Below are 16,276 nucleotides of genomic sequence, written 5' to 3'. Positions count from 1 at the left end.
GGCGGTCGGATGCGGGTGGGACTGGTCGGGGCCGGCGGGGTGGCGCAACGCCACGCCCGCGTGCTCACCGGCTTCGAGGATGTGGAACTGCTCGGCGTGACGGACGTCGCGCCGGAGGCGGCGCGGGCGCTCGCCGGCACGTACGGCGGCCAGGTCTTCGCCGACGTGGCCGAGCTGCTCGCCGCCGGCCCGGACGCGGTGTACGTGTGCGTGCCGCCGTTCGCGCACGGCCCGGCCGAGGAGGCGGTGGTCGCCGCCGGCGTGCCGATGTTCGTGGAGAAGCCGGTGGCCGTCGACCTGGAGACGGCCGAGCGGATCGCCGCCCTGGTGGAGCGCGCCGGGCTGCGCACCGGCGTCGGCCACCACTGGCGTTACCTGCACGTGGTGGAGGAGGCGCGGCGGCTGCTCGCCGACCGTCCGGTGCGGATGGTCAACGGCGCCTGGCTGGACAAGGTGCCCCCGGTTGCCTGGTGGGCGCGGCGGGACCGCTCCGGCGGCCCGGTGGTGGAGCAGGCCGCGCACGTGCTCGACCTGGTCCGGCTGCTGGTCGGCGAGGTCACCGAGGTGACCGCGTACGGCGACGGCACGCCGCCACCGGTCGACGGCGCCGACATCGACTCGGTGACCGCCGCGACGCTGCGGTTCGCCTCCGGGGCGGTGGGCACGCTCGCCGCCGCCTGCGTGCTCACCTGGAAGCACCGGGCCGGCCTGGAGATCCTCGCCGACGGGCTGGCGCTGTCGCTGGCCGAGGACGGCCTGACCGTGCGCGACGCCGACGGCGAGCGGCACCTGCCCGCCGACCCGGACGCCGCCCGGGTCGCCGTCGACCGGGCCTTCGTCGACGCGGTGCGCGGCGTCGGCGACGACGTGCGGGTCCCGTACGCCGAGGCGCTGCGCACCCAGCGGCTCGCGCTGGCGGTGGCGGAGTCGGCGCGCACCGGCCGGCCGGTGGCGTTGCCGACCGGCCCGGCGGCCCGGCTCACCGCCGCCGTGGCGGACACCGACGCGGGGGTGGCCGTCGATGCGTGACCGGGTGGTGGTGGTCAGCGGACCGGGCCGGGTCGAGCTGGTCGAGCGGGACGCGGCCGAGCTGCGCGACGGCACGTTCCGGGTGCAGACGCTCTACAGCGGCGTGTCCGCCGGCACCGAGCTGAGCTTCGTCAAGGGCACCAACCCCTATCTGCACGTCACCTGGGACGCCGGCCTCGGGCTGTTCCGGCCGGGCGGGGCGAGCACCCCGTACCCGGTCGAGCGCCTCGGCTACATGCAGGTCGGCCGGGTGGTGGAGAGCCGCACCCCGGCGGTCGCGGTGGGCACGGTCGGCGCGATGACGTACGGCCACCGCAGCGGCTGGGTCGCCGACCCGGTCGCCGAGCGGTTCGTGCCGCTGCCCGACGACCTCGACCCGCTGCTCGGCGTCTACGTCGCGCACATGGGACCGATCTGCGCCAACGGGCTGCTGCACGCCGCGGCGGACCTGTGCGGCACCGACGTGCGTACCCTCGGCGACGGCGTCCGGGGACGGCGGGTGGCGGTCGTCGGCGGTGGCGTGGTCGCGCTGCTCACCGCGCTGTTCGCCCGCCGCCACGGCGCCGCCTCGGTGGTGGTGGTGGATCCGACCCCGGCGCGGCGGCAGGTGGCCGAGGCGCTCGGCCTGGAGACGCTCGACCCGGCGGCGGACGACCCGGCCGTGGTGCTCAAGACCCGGTGGAACCACGCCGCCGGCGACCGCGGTGCGGACGTGGTCTTCCAGTGCCGGGGCCAGGACTGGGCGTTGCAGCTCGCGCTGCGCCTGCTCCGCCCGCAGGGCACGGTGATCGACCTGGCCTTCTACCAGGGCGGCGCGGACGCGGTCCGGCTCGGCGAGGAGTTCCACCACAACGGCCTGTCGCTGCGCTGCGCGCAGATCGGGCGGGTGCCGCGCGGGCTCGCCCCGACCTGGGACCGGGAGCGGCTCTCCGCCGAGACGGTGGAGCTGCTGCGCCAGCACGGCGACCAGATCCGCAAGCACCTCGTCTCCGCGGTGGCGCCGCTGGACGAGGCGCCGAGCCTGCTCACCGAGCTGGCGGAACGCCGCCGCTCGGAGCTTCAGGTGGTGCTGACCGGCTGACGGTGACGCGGCGACCGGTCGGCCCGGTGCGGCTCCCGGCTACCGTTCGGTCATGACCGCCGAAGCCGGCCCGACGCCGGGACTCGCCGCTCTGCTGCCCTACCTGCGCGCCCACCGCGGCACCCTGGTCGCGGTGGGCGCGCTGTCGCTCACCGGGTCCGCCGCCGCGCTCGCCCAGCCGCTGCTCACCCGCAAGTTGCTGAACCGGATCACCGCCGACCGCCCGGCCGCCACGCTGGTGGTCGCGCTGGTCGCCCTGGTGGTGGCCGGCGCGCTGCTCGGCGGGCTCCGCGACTTTCTGCTGCAACGCACCGCCGAGGGGCTCGTCCTGGGCGTGCGCCGCCGGCTGGCCGGGCACCTGCTGCGGCTGCCGATCGTGGAGTACGACAGGCGTCGTACCGGCGACCTGCTGTCCCGGGTGGGCGCCGACACGACGTTGCTGCGGGCGGTCGTCACCTCGGGCCTCTTCGAGACCGTCACCGGGGCGGTGATGGTGCTCGGCGCCGGCACCGCGATGCTGCTGCTCGACCCGCTGCTGTTCGGGGTGACGCTGGGCGCGGTCGCGCTCGGCGTGGTCTTCGCGGTCACCGTCGCCCGCCGGGTGCGCGGGCTGGCGCGCCGGGCCCAGGAACGCGTCGGCGAGATGACCTCGGCGGTCGAGCGGGCGATCTCCGCGGCGCGGACCATCCGGGCCAGCCGTGCCGAGGGGCGGGAGACCGGGACGGTGGTGGCGAGCGCGACGGCGGCGTACCGGGCGGGGCTGGGGGTGGCCCGCGCCGAGGCGGTGGTCGGCCCGGCCAGCACGGTCACCGTGCAGGGCGCGTTCCTGCTGGTGCTGGCCGTGGGCGGGGCCCGGGTGGCGGCGGGCGCGATCAGCGTCGGCGACCTGGTCGCGTTCGTGATGTTCCTGTTCTTCCTGGTGCTGCCGCTGGGCCAGGCGGTGCACGCGTACACCCAGTTGCAGAGCGGTCTGGGCGCGTTGGCCCGGATCGAGGAGATCCTCGCGGTGCCGGACGAGGCCGTCGACGACCGTCCGGGCGCGGCGGTCGCACCGTCCGCCGGCGTGCCGGCGCGGGTCGAGTTCGACCGGGTCGGCTTCGGCTATCCCGGCGGGCCGCCAGTGCTGCGCGAGGTGAGCTTCACCGTGCCGGCCGGCACCCGGACGGCGCTCGTCGGTCCGTCCGGCGCCGGCAAGTCCACGCTGCTGGCCCTGGTCGAGCGCTTCTACGAGGTGGACGAGGGCGCGGTGCGCCTGGACGGCGTGGACGTGCGGGAGCTGCCCCGCGACGCGCTGCGGGCCCGGCTCGGCTACGTCGAGCAGGAGGCGCCGGTCCTCGCCGGCACGCTGCGCGACAACCTGCTGATCACCGCGCCCGACGCCACCGACGACCGGCTGTGTGCGGTGCTCGACGAGGTGAACCTGGGCCACCTGGCCGACCGGACCGTCGACGGGCTGGACGTGCAGGTGGGGGAGGGTGGGGTGCTGCTCTCCGGCGGGGAACGGCAGCGGCTGGCCATCGCCCGGGCGCTGCTGGCCGGACCGCCGGTGCTGTTGCTCGACGAGCCGACGAGCAACCTCGACGCGCGCAACGAGGCGGCGTTGCGCCGGGCCATCGACGCGGTCGCGGTGCGCCGTACCCTGGTGATCGTGGCGCACCGCCTCTCCACCGTGGTGGACGCCGACCAGATCGTGGTGCTCGACGGCGGCCGGGTGGTCGCGGTCGGCACGCACGACGAGTTGACCACCACCAGCCCGCTCTACCGGGAGCTGGCCACCCACCAACTGCTCGTGGCCTGATCCGTCCGGGTCGGGGGTCACAATCGGCTCCGGTTCGCGTACCGTTGCGGCTCATGGGTGTGTCGCAACGGATGAAGACCAGGTTCCGCCGTTTCCTCCAGCGCCCGGGGACGACCGTCGACCTGGCTCCGCTGGAGAAGCTGCTGCCGGCGATCGAGGCCCGGGAGGCCGAGCTGGAGCAGCTCTCCGACGCCGAGCTGACCGAGGCCGCCGGTCGGGCGGAGAAGTACGAGGAGATCTGCGCCGTCGGGCGGGAGGCGGCGCGTCGCGGGCTCGACCAGCGCCCCTACGACGTGCAGCTGCTCGGCGCCATGGCGCTGCTGTCCGGCAAGGTCGCCGAGATGGCCACCGGTGAGGGCAAGACGCTCACCGCGACCGTCGCCGCGTACGGGCACGTGCGGCTGGGCAACGGGCCGGTGCACGTGCTCACCGTCAACGACTACCTGGCCCGCCGCGACGCGGAGTGGATGGAGCCGGTCTACACCCTGCTCGGGCTCACCGTCGGGTGGGTCAACGAGGCATCCACGCCGCAGGAGCGGCGCGCCGCGTACGGCTGCGACGTCACCTACGTCGCGGTCAGCGAGGCCGGCTTCGACTACCTGCGCGACCAACTCGCCACCGACCTGGCCGACCGGGTGCAGCCGCCGCTGAAGACCGCGATCGTGGACGAGGCCGACTCGATCCTCATCGACGAGGCCCGGGTGCCGATGGTGCTCGCCGGCGCGGTGCCGGGCGAGCAGGATCCGGTGCACGCCGCCGCCGCCCTGGTGCGCGGCCTGCGCAAGGGCAAGCACTACACCGTCGCCGAGGACGGCCGCAGCGTCGCCTTCACCTCGCTGGGCCTGGCCACCGTCGAGGCCAAGCTGGGCGGCATCGACCTCTACGACGCCGAGCACGTCGGGCAGCTCTCCGCGGTGAACGTGGCGCTGCACGCGCACGCCCTGCTGCACCGCGACGTCGACTACATCGTCCGGGACGACTCGGTCGAGCTGATCGACGAGATGCGTGGCCGGGTCGCCCAGCGCCGCCGCTGGCCGGACGGGCTGCAGGCGGCAGTCGAGGCGAAGGAGGGGCTGGACGCCACCGCCGAGGGCGAGGTGCTGGGCACGGTCACCGTGCAGGCGTTCATCGCGCTCTACCCGACGGTCTGCGGGATGACCGCGACCGCGGTGCTCGTCGGCGACCAGTTGCGCGAGTTCTTCGGCCTCGAGGTGGCGGTGATCCCGCCGAACACCCCGTGCGTCCGCGAGGACGAGTCGGACCGGATCTACGCCACCCGCGCCGAGAAGGAGGAGGCGCTGGTCGACGAGATCACCCGGTGCCACGAGGCGGGGCGTCCGGTGCTGGTGGGCACGCTCGACGTGAAGGAGTCCGAGGGGCTGGCCACCGCGTTGCGGGCCGCCGGCGTGCCGTGCGTGGTGCTCAACGCCAAGAACGACGACGAGGAGGCGGGGATCATCGCCGAGGCCGGCGCGTACGGCGCGGTGACGGTCTCCACCCAGATGGCCGGCCGGGGCGTGGACATCCGGCTCGGCGGCAGCGACCAGTCCGATCGGGAGCGGGTGGCCGAGCTGGGTGGCCTCTACGTGATCGGCAGCGGCCGGCACGACAGCCGCCGGGTCGACGACCAGTTGCGGGGCCGGGCCGGTCGCCAGGGCGACCCGGGCGGGTCGGTCTTCTTCGTCAGCCTGGAGGACGACCTGGTCGCCCGGCACGCCGGCGACACGGTGCCGGCCTCGCCCCGGATGAACGCCGACGGCCTGGTCACCGACGCGCAGGTCGACTACGCGGTGGAGCACGCCCAGCGGGTCGCGGAGGGCGTCAACCACGAGATCCACCGCAACACCTGGCGCTACAGCCACGTGATCGAGCAGCAGCGCAAGGCCCTCGCGGAGCGGCGGGAGCGGCTGCTGACCACCGACATCGCGGCGCTCATGCTGCTGGAGCGCGTGCCGGAGAAGGCCAGCGAGATGGACGAGGACCTGCTCGCCGACGTGGCCCGCAAGATTGCCCTCTACCACCTGGACCGGCTCTGGGCGGAGCACCTGGCCGAGCTGTCCGAGGTGCGCGAGGGCGTGCACCTGCGCGCGCTCGGCCGCCTCGACCCGCTCGACGAGTTCCACCGCAGCGCGGTGCCGGCGTTCAACGCGCTGATGCCCGAGATCGAGACGCGGACCGTCGCCACGTTCGAGGAGACCGAGTTCGACGAGGGCTGGGAGCCGGACGCGTCGAAGCTGGTGCGGCCGAGCGCCACCTGGACCTACCTGGTGCACGACAACCCGTTCGGCTCCGAGCTGGACCGGCTGATCGCGTCGGTGGGCCGGCGGCTCATCTCCGGGTCCCGCTGACCCGTTTCGCGGGGCCCCATCCGGCCGGGCACGGTCGGATGGGGCCCTTTTGCGCGGTTTCGACGCCGACCCGGCAGGGTAGTAGGCCGGGGCTCGGCCAGAGAGAGGACGGACATGGGACAGGCGACGGCGCCGGACGGGGAGACCGCGTGGACGGACGCGGGGGCGGTGGGGGCCTCGTCGCGGTGAACCTCGACGCCTGCCAGCCGATGACCGACGACCTGGGCGTGCTGGAGACCGCCGCGCTGCTGCGGGAGCTGACCGCCGGTCTGATCGCCGTGGCCGACTTCCACGAGGCGTTGGACCGGCTGGTCCGGATCGCCCGCGACGCGGTGCCCGGCGTCGAGTGCTGCGGTTTCACCGCGCTGCGCGCCGGTGAGCCGGCCGGGGTGGCCGCGTCCGACCCGCACCGGGCCGAGCTGGACGACCTGCGGCACGGCCCGGACACGCCGGCCCTGACCGCCATCCGTCGCCGCGAGATGATCACTGCGGGTGGGCTGGCGGACGAGACCCGCTGGCCGACCTGGAGCGCGCGTGCCCGCGCGTTGGGCGTGCACGGGGTGATCTCCGCCCCGGTGGACGTGGACGAGCAGGTGATCGGCGCGATCAACCTGTACGCGCCGTCCCCGGAGGCGCTCACGCCGAGCCACCAGCTCACCGCGATGCTGCTGGCCGAGCACGCCGGCCTGCTGCTCGCCGCGGTCCGGGACCGGGAGCGGGCCGCCGCCCGCGCCGACCAGCTCGACGGCACGCTGCTGGCCGAGGGCGTGGTCGGCCAGGCGGTCGGGGTGATCATGACTCAGCGGGGCTGTCCCGCGCCGGAGGCCCTCGACGTGCTCCGCAGTGCCGCCTCCTCGTTGGACATCCCGCTGCGCGAGGTGGCCGAGCGGCTCGTGCTCACCGTCTCCCGACCTCGGGACAACTGACCGACAGTCGTTTCGCGTCGCGGGGCGTCGGGTAGCACCCTGGACTGGTGATCTGCGCCGACGTGGGGAGAACGCGATGGACAGCCGACTTCGGGTGCAGGGGCACCCCATCCAACCGATGCTGGTGACGTTCCCGTTCGGGCTCTTCGTCAGCGCCGCCGTGTTCGACCTGGCCGACGTCGTCGGCGGCCCGGGTTTCCTGGGCGAGGTGGGCTACTGGACGGCGGTCGCCGCGCTGGTCGCGGCCGGGCTCGCGACGGTCGCCGGGCTGGTCGACCTGTGGGACGTGCGGATCGGCCGGGCCAACCGGACCGCTGTCACGTTCAACCTGGTCAACGCGGTGATGGCGGCGATGTTCCTGCTCACCTGCCTGATCCGGGCGCACGCGCCGCAGCGCGGCGCGACCGGGGGCCAGCTCGCCGTCGAGCTGGTCGCGCTGGTGGTGGGCGCGGTCGGCGTGGGCCTGGGCGCGCGGCTGATGCAGCAGTCCGATTCGGGTCGTGCCGCGGAGCCGGCCGGGCTGGAGGCGATCCCCGGCGCCACCGTCGAGATCGCCCGTCCGCGCCCCTTCTGACCACCGCTGAGCAACCTGGTCGCCGCGTCCCGGTGGGGGCGCCGGGCGCGTCGCGGCGGTCAGGACATGTGAGGTCGACGCGACATACCTCCTGGTCATATTTTTGACCAGGAGGTATGTCACTGTCGAGGTGACGCTTGTCCCCGGGCCATTACGTTGGGTGACCAGACGGCGCCGAGGTCGGGTCCGCCCGGGCACGCCCGCCTGCCCGGCCCGCATACCCGGGCCAACGGGCCCGCAGACTCGCGCCGGCCGGCGCACACACCGGCGTCCGCGGGCAACGCGCAGCCGAGCCGGACACGGAAATCGCGTTGCCGGCCGGCGCCGTCCGGCGGCAGGCTCGGCGCATGGTCATCGATCGCGGGTTCGACGAGTTGGTCGCCGAGGCGGAGGCCGCGCCGGTCGACGGGTGGGGCTTCTCCTGGCTGGCCGGTCGGGCCACCGAGGAACGCCCGCCGTGGGGCTACGCGCGTCTCGTCGGCGCCCGGCTCGCGGCCGTCGACGCCGCCCTGGACATCGACACCGGCGGCGGCGAGGTGCTGGCCGAGGCGCCCGCGCCGCCGCCGCTGCTGGTCGCCACCGAGGCGTGGCCCCCGAACGTGCCGGTGGCCCGGCGCACCCTGCGCCGGGTCGGCGGTCACGTGGTCCGGGTCGGCGAGCGCCCGCCGCTGCCGTTCCGTGATGCCGCGTTCGACCTGGTGGTCAGCCGGCACCCGGTGCACACCTGGTGGGACGAGGTGGCCCGGGTGCTGCGGCCCGGCGGCAGCTACCTCTCCCAGCAGATCGGCCCCGGCACGGTGCGGGAGCTCAGCGAGGCGGTCCTCGGGCCGCTGCCGCCGCCGGAGCACCGCCACCCGGAGCACGCGGTGGCCGCCGCCGAGGCCGCCGGGCTGACCGTGGTCGACCTGCGCAGCGCCACCCTGCGGACGGTCTTCCACGACATCGGTGCGGTGGTGTGGTTCCTGCGCAAGGTGGTCTGGACCGTGCCCGGCTTCACGGTCGACGGGCACCGCGCCGCGCTGCGCCGGCTGGACGAGCGGATCCGGGCCGAGGGCCGGTTCGTGGCCCACGCCCGGCGGTTCCTCATCGAGGCGCGTCGCCGGTGACCTGGCGGTGCGCGGCGGCGTGGTGCGCGGCCAGCACGTCGGCGCCGAAGTCGCCGGCCGGGCGGCGCAGCACGGTGTGCGCGTGGTTACCGTCGTCGGTGGTGTTGTCGTACTCGATCAGCAGGTCGTCGCCCTGCACCCGGTAGTAGTGCCGCCGCCCCGGCTCGACCGGGCCGGCCCAGGCGAAGTGCAGCTCGCCGCCGTCGAGCCGGGCGGCCTCCTGGGCGGCCAGCTCGGCGGGGAGGCGGTCGAGGTAGAGCGCGACCAGGCGGTCGAGCAGCGCGCGGCCGCTCGCCCCGAGCCGGCTCCGCGCCACGCCGAGCGGTTCCAGCCGGCCGGGCGCGGTGACCCGGGTGGCGCTGATGATGTCGGCCGGCGCCTGCTCGGCGATCAGCGCGGCGGCGCGCCCGCCCGGGCCGAGCGCGTCCAGCAGCTCGCGGGCCAGGTCCTCCTCCGGGCCCAGCGGCCGGGAGACCGGTCGACCGGCGTGCCGCACCGTGGCCGGGTTCGCGCCGAGAAAGACCGGGGCGGGGGAGACCTGGTCGTCGGCGACGGTCATGCTCACCGACAGGTGGTGTCCTTCGAAGCGCCACGCCCAGCGGTCGTCGCGCGCCGGGTCGCCGAAGACCGCCACCCAGTAGTCACCGCTGTGCCGGCCGCGCCGCCAGCCCTCCGCCCGGTCGAGCACCTCCTCCAGCGCCACCACGGCCATCGCCTGCGCGTAGGCGGCCGGGCTCAACGCGGTGGCGAGCAGCCGGTGCGCGGCCTTGCGGGCGGTGACGTCGAGGTCGGCTACCGCGATTCCGGGGCGGGGCCGGGGACGGTACTCCAGCCACCGCCGGGCCGGCTCGTCGTCGAAGTCGTGCCGGGCGCGCCGCCGGGCCGGGTCGTCGAGCGTCGCCAGCAACGCCGTGGCGGCGCGCATCTGCTCGGGTAGGGATCCTCCACCGACCCTGTATACCCGCCCGCGGGCGTCAACCGCGGCCGAGCAGCGCCAGCATCTCGGGCAGCGTGAAGAACCGGGCGGTCTCGACCGCCGAGGGGCTGCCGTGGTCGGGGTCGGCGCCGGCGTCGAGCAGTGCCCGTACCGCCGCCGTGTTCTGCCGGAACACGGCCGCCGCCAGCGCGGTCTGCCCCCGGTCGTTGACCCGGGCCGGGTCGGCGCCGCGGGCCAGCAACGCGGAGACGGTCTCCGGGTGGGCGTGGTAGGCGGCCAGGATCAGCAGCGTGTCGCCCTTGCCGTTGGTGAGGTTGACCGGCAGTCCGGCGTCCACGTTGGCCGCCAGTTCCTCGGTCGCGCCGGCCCGGGCCAGGTCGAACATCCGGTGGGCGAAGTCGATCGTCGCGGCGTCCAGTTCGTCGGGCATCCGCCCAGGTTAGGGCGTCGCGGCCGGCCGCGCCTGGTAGCTTGCGCAGCCGGATACGGGAGGGCGGTCATGGACGGTCGGGTGTATGCGGGGAACGCGGCGGTGGACGGGGCGACCGACGCCGGTTGGCTGTTGGGTCACTTCAAGCCGGAGGGCGACGTGCGGCACAGCACCGAGGTCGAGGTGAAGTGGGGTGTGCACCCGGCGGGGGAGACGCGTTCGCGGTGGGCCACCGGCGAGCGGCGCACCGCGTTGCTGGTGCTGGTCAGCGGCGCGTTCCGGGTCGAGCTGCCGGACCGCACGGTGGTGTTGCGCGCGCCTGGTGACTACGTGGTGTGGGGCCGGGGCGTGGACCACTCCTGGTACGCGGAGCGCGAGTCCACCGTGCTCACCGTCCGCTGGCCGTCGGTGCCCGGGTACCGGGTCGACCCGCCGTTGTTCCGCTGACCGCGTCCCAGCATCTGGTATAACCTACTAAGCCTATAGGTTTTACCGTCTAGCGTGTGGGGGCACGCGCCGCTCCCGCACCGTGAGGACGTCCCGCCGATGACCAGGACCGAGCCGACCGATCTGCTCACCGTCGCCGCCCGCTTCGCCGACCCGACCGGCTGGCCGGTGCCGCTGAGCTTCGACCGGTCCGAACGCTGGTACGCGCGGCTGGACGCCGACGGCGCGCGCGAGGTGTGGGCGCTGAGCTGGCTGCCCGGGCAGGGCACCGACCTGCACGACCACGGCGGCTCGTCCGGCGCCTTCCTGGTCGTCGCCGGCGTGCTCACCGAGGAGACGGTCAGCGGGGGCCTTCTGCGCCCGCACCGCCTCGCCGCGGGCGCCGGCCGGCGCTTCGGCGCCCGGCACGTGCACCAGGTCACCAACCACGGCGACCAGCCCGCGGTAAGCGTGCACGTCTACCGGCCCGCGCTGCGCCGGATGACCCGCTACCGGCTCGACTCCGGCGGACTGCGGGTCGCCCAGGTGGCCGAGGCCGGCGTCGCGTGGTGACCCGGTCGGCCGCACCGCCCCCGATCCCCGTCGAACGGAAGGACGCCGTCATGGCGCAGAGCCCCGCCCCCGTCGAGAGCTGTCCGGTCCCCCCACCCGGCTCGCGGGGGATCGACGAGACCCTCGCCGCCGCCCGCGCCCGGCTGCGTCGTCTCGAACCCGAGTGGGCGCACCTGGCCCACCGGCGCGGCGCGCTGCTGGTCGACATCCGCCCGGCCGGCCAACGGGCCGCGCACGGCACCGTGCCGGGCGCGCTCACCGTCGAGCGCAACGTCCTGGAATGGCGCTTCGACCCGCGCTGCGCGGCCCGGCTGCCGCAGGCGGTCGACTACGACGTGCCGGTGGTCGTCCTGTGTCAGGAGGGCTACACCTCGTCGCTGGCCGCCGCCGCGTTGCAGGACATCGGCCTGGGCCGCGCCACCGACGTGGTCGGCGGCTTCGCCGCCTGGCGCATCGCCGGCCTGCCCGCCCTCGGCCCCACCCCGCCGCACCGACCCTCGTCCATCGCGCCCCCGGTCACCGCCGGCCGGGCGCTCCGCTGACCGTCCCGCCGCACCCGGTGGGGCGGAGCGACGCCCGCCCAGGAGACCCCTCATGTCCCTCGTCGCCCTCACCACCCGTCCGGCCCGACCGGGCCGTGCCGACCGGGCCGTGCCGCCCCCGCCGCGTACCGCGCCGGCCCTGACCATCACGCTCGACCTGGGGGCCGGACCGCTGACGCCCGGCCTGGCCCGGCTGGTCGACCTGCTCGACGAGTTGGCCGCGTCCGGCGAGGGTCTCGTCCGCCCGGACGAGCGCCGGTCCACCGGGGCGGTGCGTGACCTGCGCCGTCTCGCCGCGCCGCCGGCCGGGGTCCGGCCGGCCGCGCCGGCGGAGCCCGGCGGCGTGCGCGTCCTCGCCGGCACCCGCCGCGTGCGGCGCGGCGACGTCGAGGTCGGCCTGACCTGCATCGAGTACGACCTGCTGCTCTTTCTCGCCGAGCACCCCCGCCGGGTGTTCACCCGGTTGCAACTGCTCGCCAACGTCTGGGGCTACGAGCACGCGGTGGCCCGGACCGTGGACGTCCACGTCCGGCGGCTGCGCGCCAAGTTCGGCCCGGACACGCCGCTGGTGACCACCGTGTACGGCGTCGGCTACCGGCTCGCCGACGACGCCCCGATCGAAGTGGACCGCGACGCCTGAACCGGCCCCGGCCGACACGCGGCGTGCCCCGGCGGTCGGGCACGCCGCGTTCACGTTCGCGCCGCAACCCGCCATTGTGAACCGGCCCGGGGACCCCCCGTAACGCCTCGTCCACCCGCTCTGCTGTAATCAACAGGCCTCGTACGCAGAGCGAGCACTCGGCTCCGATGCGTTCGTCAATTGTCACATTCATGCAACGCAGTGGCCCCTTGACCCTCACGCGAGCGCCGGGAAGCATCGATGAAGCGGCGTCCCGGGCCGTGGGGAGATACCCGGACCAGCCAAGGAGGACCATGTCGGTCAGCCCCGCCTCGTCGCGCGCCGGATGGCATACGTCCCAACCCGCGGTCCCGGGCCGGCCACCCGGCGGCCAACGGCGCCCGGCGAACACAGCCACCCCGGTGCTCACGGTCACCCTGAACATTCCGCTGGCCTCCGAGGAGTCGCTCACCCCGGCCGCCCGCCGGCTCCTCGACGCCGCCCGTGAGCTGCTGGAACGCGGCGACGCGGTGATCAGCACGGGCACCCTGGCGCCGGAGCGCCGCCCCGAGGTGCCGGCCGGTCGCACCCCCGCGCGCCCGCTCACCTCGATCATCCCGGCCCTGCACATCCTCGCCTCGTCCCGGTCGGTGCTGCGCGACGGAGAGCCGCTGCCGCTGACCCGCCTGGAGTTCGACCTGCTGCTGCACCTGGTCGCCCACCCGCGTCGGGTGTTCACCCGGCTGCAACTGCTCAACGCGGTCTGGGGCTACGAGCACGCCGGCGTCCGTACCGTCGACGTGCACGTCCGCCGGCTGCGCGGCAAGGTCGGCGTGGACGTCCCGCTGGTCACCACCGTCTACGGCGTCGGCTACCGGCTCGCCGACGACGCCCGGGTGACCATCGACCGCACCGGCTGACCGGCCGCCCACCGCCCTCGACCCGCCCGCCGGACGGAGCCCCGACCGCCCGGACGCGCGCACGAGGTGAGCCACCGCCGCCGGGCGGGCAGGATGGTCGGATGCGCGTGCGCCCGATCAGCCCCGACCGGCTCGTCGCCGAGCTGGCCGAGCACCTCGTCCACGCCGAGGCGCCCGGCCGGCTGCGGGTGGCCGTCGACGGCCCGCCGGCCGCCGCGCCGGACACCCTCGCCGCCGCCCTCGTCGACCCGCTGCGCGCCGCCGGCCGGCCGGCGCTGCACGTGCGGGCCGCCGACTTCCTGCGTCCCGCCTCGGTCCGCCTGGAGCAGGGCCGCACCAACCCGGACGCCTACTACGAAGGCTGGCTCGACGAACCCGGCTTGCGCCGCGAGGTGCTCGACCCGGCCGGCCCGCGCGGCAGTGGCCGACTGCTGCCGTCGCTCTGGGACGCCGACGCCGACCGGGCCAGCCGGGCCGGCTACCGGGACCTGCCACCCGGCGGGGTGGTCCTGGTCAGTGGCGCTCTGCTGCTCGGCGGCACGCTCGACTTCGACCTCACCGTCCACCTGGTGCTCTCCCCGGCGGCGTTGGAGCGGCGCACCGACCCGGCGTGGCGCTGGACCCTGCCGGCCTTCGCCCGCTACGCCGACGAGGTCGACCCGGCCTCCTTCGCCGACGTGGTGGTGCGCGCCGACGACCCCCGCCACCCGGCCTTCGTGGAAGGGCCCTGACCAGGCCGGACGAACTCACCGGAAAGTGCCAGGAAAACTCCGGTTTGGCTCGCCGGAGGCAGGGGTATTCGCCCGGCTCACAGAGCACGGGTGATCTCACCCGGGCACCCGATGTCCCGGACCGGTCCTCCTCCGCGCTCGTCGCCGGGGAAGGACCGGCACGAGGCCGCAGGAAAGGCAGGCAGCGATGCTCGTCCACGACACGACAGCCACGGGCCGCTCCCAGGCGGAGGTCGACCAGATCCGGCAGTCCCTGCGGTCCCGGTACGACGAGCTGACCGCCGAGTACGACCACGCCGTGACGCAGAGCCAGGTGCTGCGACTGGTCGAGGTCGGCGACACCGCCGGCGACGACCAGGCCGACAGCGGCACCAAGACCGCCGAGCGGGACACCGCGCAGTCTCTGCTGCGCACCATCCTGGACCGGCGCGCCCAGTTCGAGCGCGCGTTGGCCCGCCTCGACGAGGGCACGTACGGCTTCTGCGAGGGCTGCACCGCGCCGATCCCGGTGGAGCGGCTGGAGATCTTCCCGTCCGCCACGTCCTGCGTGGCCTGCAAGCAGACCCGGGAGCGGCGGGCGGCCTGAGCCGTCCGCCCGCCCCACCGGTCGGTCCCATGGGTGAGATCAAGGTGGGCACCGCGTCGTGGACCGACCGGACCCTGCTCGACTCCGGCTGGTATGCGGCGGACGCCGACACCCCGGAACGCCGGCTGTCCTACTACGCCCGGCGGTTCCCGCTGGTCGAGGTGGACGCCACCTACTACGCACCGCCCGCCGAGCGCACCGCGCGGCTGTGGGCGGAGCGCACGCCGCCCGGGTTCACCTTCAACGTCAAGGCGTTCAGCCTGCTGACCGGTCACCCGACCCGGGTCTCCGCGCTCTACAAGGACCTGCGCCCGGAGACGGAGAAGCGTACCGTCTACCCGGACGACCTGCCGGCGCAGGCGTACGAGGAGGTCTGGACCCGCTTCCTGTCCGCCCTCGACCCGCTCGTGGACGCCGGCAAGCTCGGCGCGCTGCTGTTCCAGTTCCCGCCCTGGTTCACCATCAAGCGGGACAACAAGCAGTACCTGCTGGAGGTGGCCCGGCGGTGCGCCCCGCTGCGGCCGGTCTTCGAACTCCGGCACGCCTCCTGGTTCGACGGCGACAACGCCGACGAGACGCTCGACTTCCTGCGCGGGCACGAGCTGCCGTTCGTCTGCGTGGACATGCCGCAGGGCCACACGTCGTCCGTACCCCCGGTGCTGGCCGCCACCGCGGACCTCGCGGTGGTCCGGTTCCACGGGCACAGCGACAGGTGGACCAGCAGGGACATCCACGAGAAGTTCGGCTACGACTACTCGGACCGGGAGCTGCGCGACTGGGCGCCGAAGCTCCGCGAGCTGGCCGGGCGGGCGGAGCGGACGCACGTGCTGATGAACAACTGTTTCAGGGACAACGCACAGCGCAACGCCAGCACGCTCCTCGGCCTGCTGGAGCGGTGAGCGCGCCTCACCCGCACCGGGTGAGGCCGGCTCACCCCGTCGCCGCGCAGCATGGAACCAGCGCGCGGACGCACCGGCCCGCGCGCGGCGACGAGGAGGTGGGTCATGACGGTACGGGTGGTGGCGGAACGACGCCGCGGCGGCGTGCTGCACGTGGTCGGCAACTCCGAGGTGCCGCGGGAGCGGGGCGGCCGGCCCGGCCGGTTCAGCCCGACCCGGCTGTGGCGGGGCCCCAGCGGCCCGCCGCGACGCGCCGACGACCGACGCTGGGAGACCGACGCCCGGGGGTGAGCGGGATGGCTGAGCAGCTGATGTCCGCGTTCGAGTCCTCGCTGGACAAGACGAACGTGATCCTCAAGGAGATCGAGTCGGCCTACGGCTGGCCGCCCGAGCGGCGCAACCAGTCGTACGCGGCGCTGCGCACGGTGCTGCACCTGCTGCGCGACCGGATGCCGGTGTTGGAGAGCGCCGAGTTCGCCCAGCAACTGCCGGTGCTGCTGCGGGGTATCTACTTCGACGGCTGGCAGCCGGAGAACGTGCCGATCAAGCTGAACCGCGACGACTTCCTCTACGAGGTCCGGCAGGGCTTCCCGTACGACGTGGAGGGTGGCCCGCAGCGGGTGACGCAGGTCGTGCTGGACACGTTGCGCCGGCACGTCACGCAGGGCGAGTGGCAGGACGTGAAGTCGAACATGCCGCGGGACCTGGCTCAGCTCATTCCCTGACCGGCCCCGCCCCGGCCCGTCCCGCC

Annotated in this window: 19 protein-coding genes; 17 read left to right on the top strand and 2 right to left on the bottom strand. The window is 74.9% G+C overall.

Going from position 1 to position 16,276, the window contains the following annotated elements; all coding sequences use genetic code 11:
* Positions 1–9 precede the first annotated feature (9 nt).
* The 7 genes from O7618_RS11580 (at position 10) to O7618_RS11550 (ending at position 8,862) form a co-directional block, all read left to right on the top strand.
* The gene (locus tag O7618_RS11580; RefSeq protein ID WP_278106058.1) at positions 10–1,029 is read left to right on the top strand and encodes a Gfo/Idh/MocA family oxidoreductase; all 1,020 of its coding nucleotides are present in this window, start codon (positions 10–12) and stop codon (positions 1,027–1,029) included.
* Positions 1,022–2,110, top strand: coding sequence for a zinc-binding dehydrogenase (locus O7618_RS11575; RefSeq protein ID WP_278106057.1), 1,089 nt, complete (start codon positions 1,022–1,024; stop codon positions 2,108–2,110). Before O7618_RS11580 ends, O7618_RS11575 begins: the two co-directional genes overlap by 8 nt.
* Before the next feature lie 52 nt (positions 2,111–2,162).
* On the top strand, positions 2,163–3,908 hold the full coding sequence (locus O7618_RS11570) for an ABC transporter ATP-binding protein (RefSeq protein ID WP_278106056.1): 1,746 nt from the start codon (positions 2,163–2,165) through the stop codon (positions 3,906–3,908).
* Between the two features lie 53 nt (positions 3,909–3,961).
* Positions 3,962–6,256: an accessory Sec system translocase SecA2 gene (gene secA2, locus O7618_RS11565; RefSeq protein ID WP_278106055.1), complete on the top strand. Its 2,295-nt coding sequence runs from the start codon at positions 3,962–3,964 to the stop codon at positions 6,254–6,256.
* Positions 6,257–6,441: 185 nt separating this feature from the next.
* Positions 6,442–7,182: a GAF and ANTAR domain-containing protein gene (locus O7618_RS11560; protein WP_278109974.1), complete on the top strand. Its 741-nt coding sequence runs from the start codon at positions 6,442–6,444 to the stop codon at positions 7,180–7,182.
* A 76-nt stretch (positions 7,183–7,258) separates the two neighbouring features.
* Positions 7,259–7,756, top strand: a complete 498-nt coding sequence (locus tag O7618_RS11555; RefSeq protein WP_278106054.1) for a DUF2231 domain-containing protein — start codon at positions 7,259–7,261, stop codon at positions 7,754–7,756.
* A 347-nt stretch (positions 7,757–8,103) separates the two neighbouring features.
* Positions 8,104–8,862 (top strand): class I SAM-dependent methyltransferase, encoded by a 759-nt coding sequence (locus O7618_RS11550; protein WP_278106053.1) that lies wholly within the window; start codon positions 8,104–8,106, stop codon positions 8,860–8,862.
* Here the strand turns inward: O7618_RS11550 and O7618_RS11545 are convergent.
* Positions 8,840–9,787 carry a DUF3500 domain-containing protein gene (locus O7618_RS11545; RefSeq protein ID WP_278106052.1) on the bottom strand — a complete coding sequence of 316 codons (948 nt, stop codon included), beginning with the start codon at positions 9,785–9,787 and terminating at the stop codon, positions 8,840–8,842. The two genes, O7618_RS11550 and O7618_RS11545, sit on opposite strands and share 23 nt — an antisense overlap.
* Positions 9,788–9,836: 49 nt before the next feature.
* Positions 9,837–10,229, bottom strand: a complete 393-nt coding sequence (locus O7618_RS11540) for an ankyrin repeat domain-containing protein (RefSeq protein WP_278106051.1) — start codon at positions 10,227–10,229, stop codon at positions 9,837–9,839.
* Between the two features lie 69 nt (positions 10,230–10,298).
* Here O7618_RS11540 and O7618_RS11535 point away from each other — a divergent pair, with 69 nt between their 5' ends.
* The 10 genes from O7618_RS11535 to O7618_RS11490 all read left to right on the top strand — a co-directional run bounded on the left by O7618_RS11535 (position 10,299) and on the right by O7618_RS11490 (position 16,250).
* On the top strand, positions 10,299–10,676 hold the full coding sequence (locus tag O7618_RS11535; RefSeq protein ID WP_278106050.1) for a signal peptidase I: 378 nt from the start codon (positions 10,299–10,301) through the stop codon (positions 10,674–10,676).
* Between the two features lie 99 nt (positions 10,677–10,775).
* The gene (locus tag O7618_RS11530) at positions 10,776–11,228 is read left to right on the top strand and encodes a cysteine dioxygenase family protein (protein ID WP_278106049.1); all 453 of its coding nucleotides are present in this window, start codon (positions 10,776–10,778) and stop codon (positions 11,226–11,228) included.
* 50 nt (positions 11,229–11,278) lie between these two features.
* Positions 11,279–11,770: a rhodanese-like domain-containing protein gene (locus tag O7618_RS11525; protein ID WP_278106047.1), complete on the top strand. Its 492-nt coding sequence runs from the start codon at positions 11,279–11,281 to the stop codon at positions 11,768–11,770.
* A gap of 52 nt (positions 11,771–11,822) precedes the next feature.
* Positions 11,823–12,410: a winged helix-turn-helix domain-containing protein gene (locus O7618_RS11520; RefSeq protein WP_278106045.1), complete on the top strand. Its 588-nt coding sequence runs from the start codon at positions 11,823–11,825 to the stop codon at positions 12,408–12,410.
* Positions 12,411–12,703: 293 nt separating this feature from the next.
* Positions 12,704–13,309 carry a winged helix-turn-helix domain-containing protein gene (locus O7618_RS11515; RefSeq protein ID WP_278106044.1) on the top strand — a complete coding sequence of 202 codons (606 nt, stop codon included), beginning with the start codon at positions 12,704–12,706 and terminating at the stop codon, positions 13,307–13,309.
* Between the two features lie 101 nt (positions 13,310–13,410).
* On the top strand, positions 13,411–14,040 hold the full coding sequence (locus O7618_RS11510; RefSeq protein WP_278106043.1) for a uridine kinase: 630 nt from the start codon (positions 13,411–13,413) through the stop codon (positions 14,038–14,040).
* A 187-nt stretch (positions 14,041–14,227) separates the two neighbouring features.
* Positions 14,228–14,626, top strand: a complete 399-nt coding sequence (locus O7618_RS11505) for a TraR/DksA C4-type zinc finger protein (protein WP_278106042.1) — start codon at positions 14,228–14,230, stop codon at positions 14,624–14,626.
* Between the two features lie 29 nt (positions 14,627–14,655).
* Positions 14,656–15,525, top strand: coding sequence for a DUF72 domain-containing protein (locus O7618_RS11500; RefSeq protein WP_278106040.1), 870 nt, complete (start codon positions 14,656–14,658; stop codon positions 15,523–15,525).
* 105 nt (positions 15,526–15,630) lie between these two features.
* Complete coding sequence (locus tag O7618_RS11495; RefSeq protein ID WP_278106039.1) at positions 15,631–15,816, top strand: hypothetical protein; 186 nt, start codon at positions 15,631–15,633, stop codon at positions 15,814–15,816.
* Positions 15,817–15,821: 5 nt separating this feature from the next.
* A complete protein-coding gene (locus tag O7618_RS11490; protein ID WP_278106038.1) occupies positions 15,822–16,250 on the top strand; it encodes a DUF2267 domain-containing protein in 429 nt (142 codons plus the stop codon).
* Positions 16,251–16,276: the final 26 nt, after the last annotated feature.

Origin of the sequence: Micromonospora sp. WMMD980 (assembly GCF_029626035.1) — a bacterium.
GTDB lineage: Bacteria > Actinomycetota > Actinomycetes > Mycobacteriales > Micromonosporaceae > Micromonospora.
This window is presented reverse-complemented; position numbering and strand designations above follow the sequence as displayed.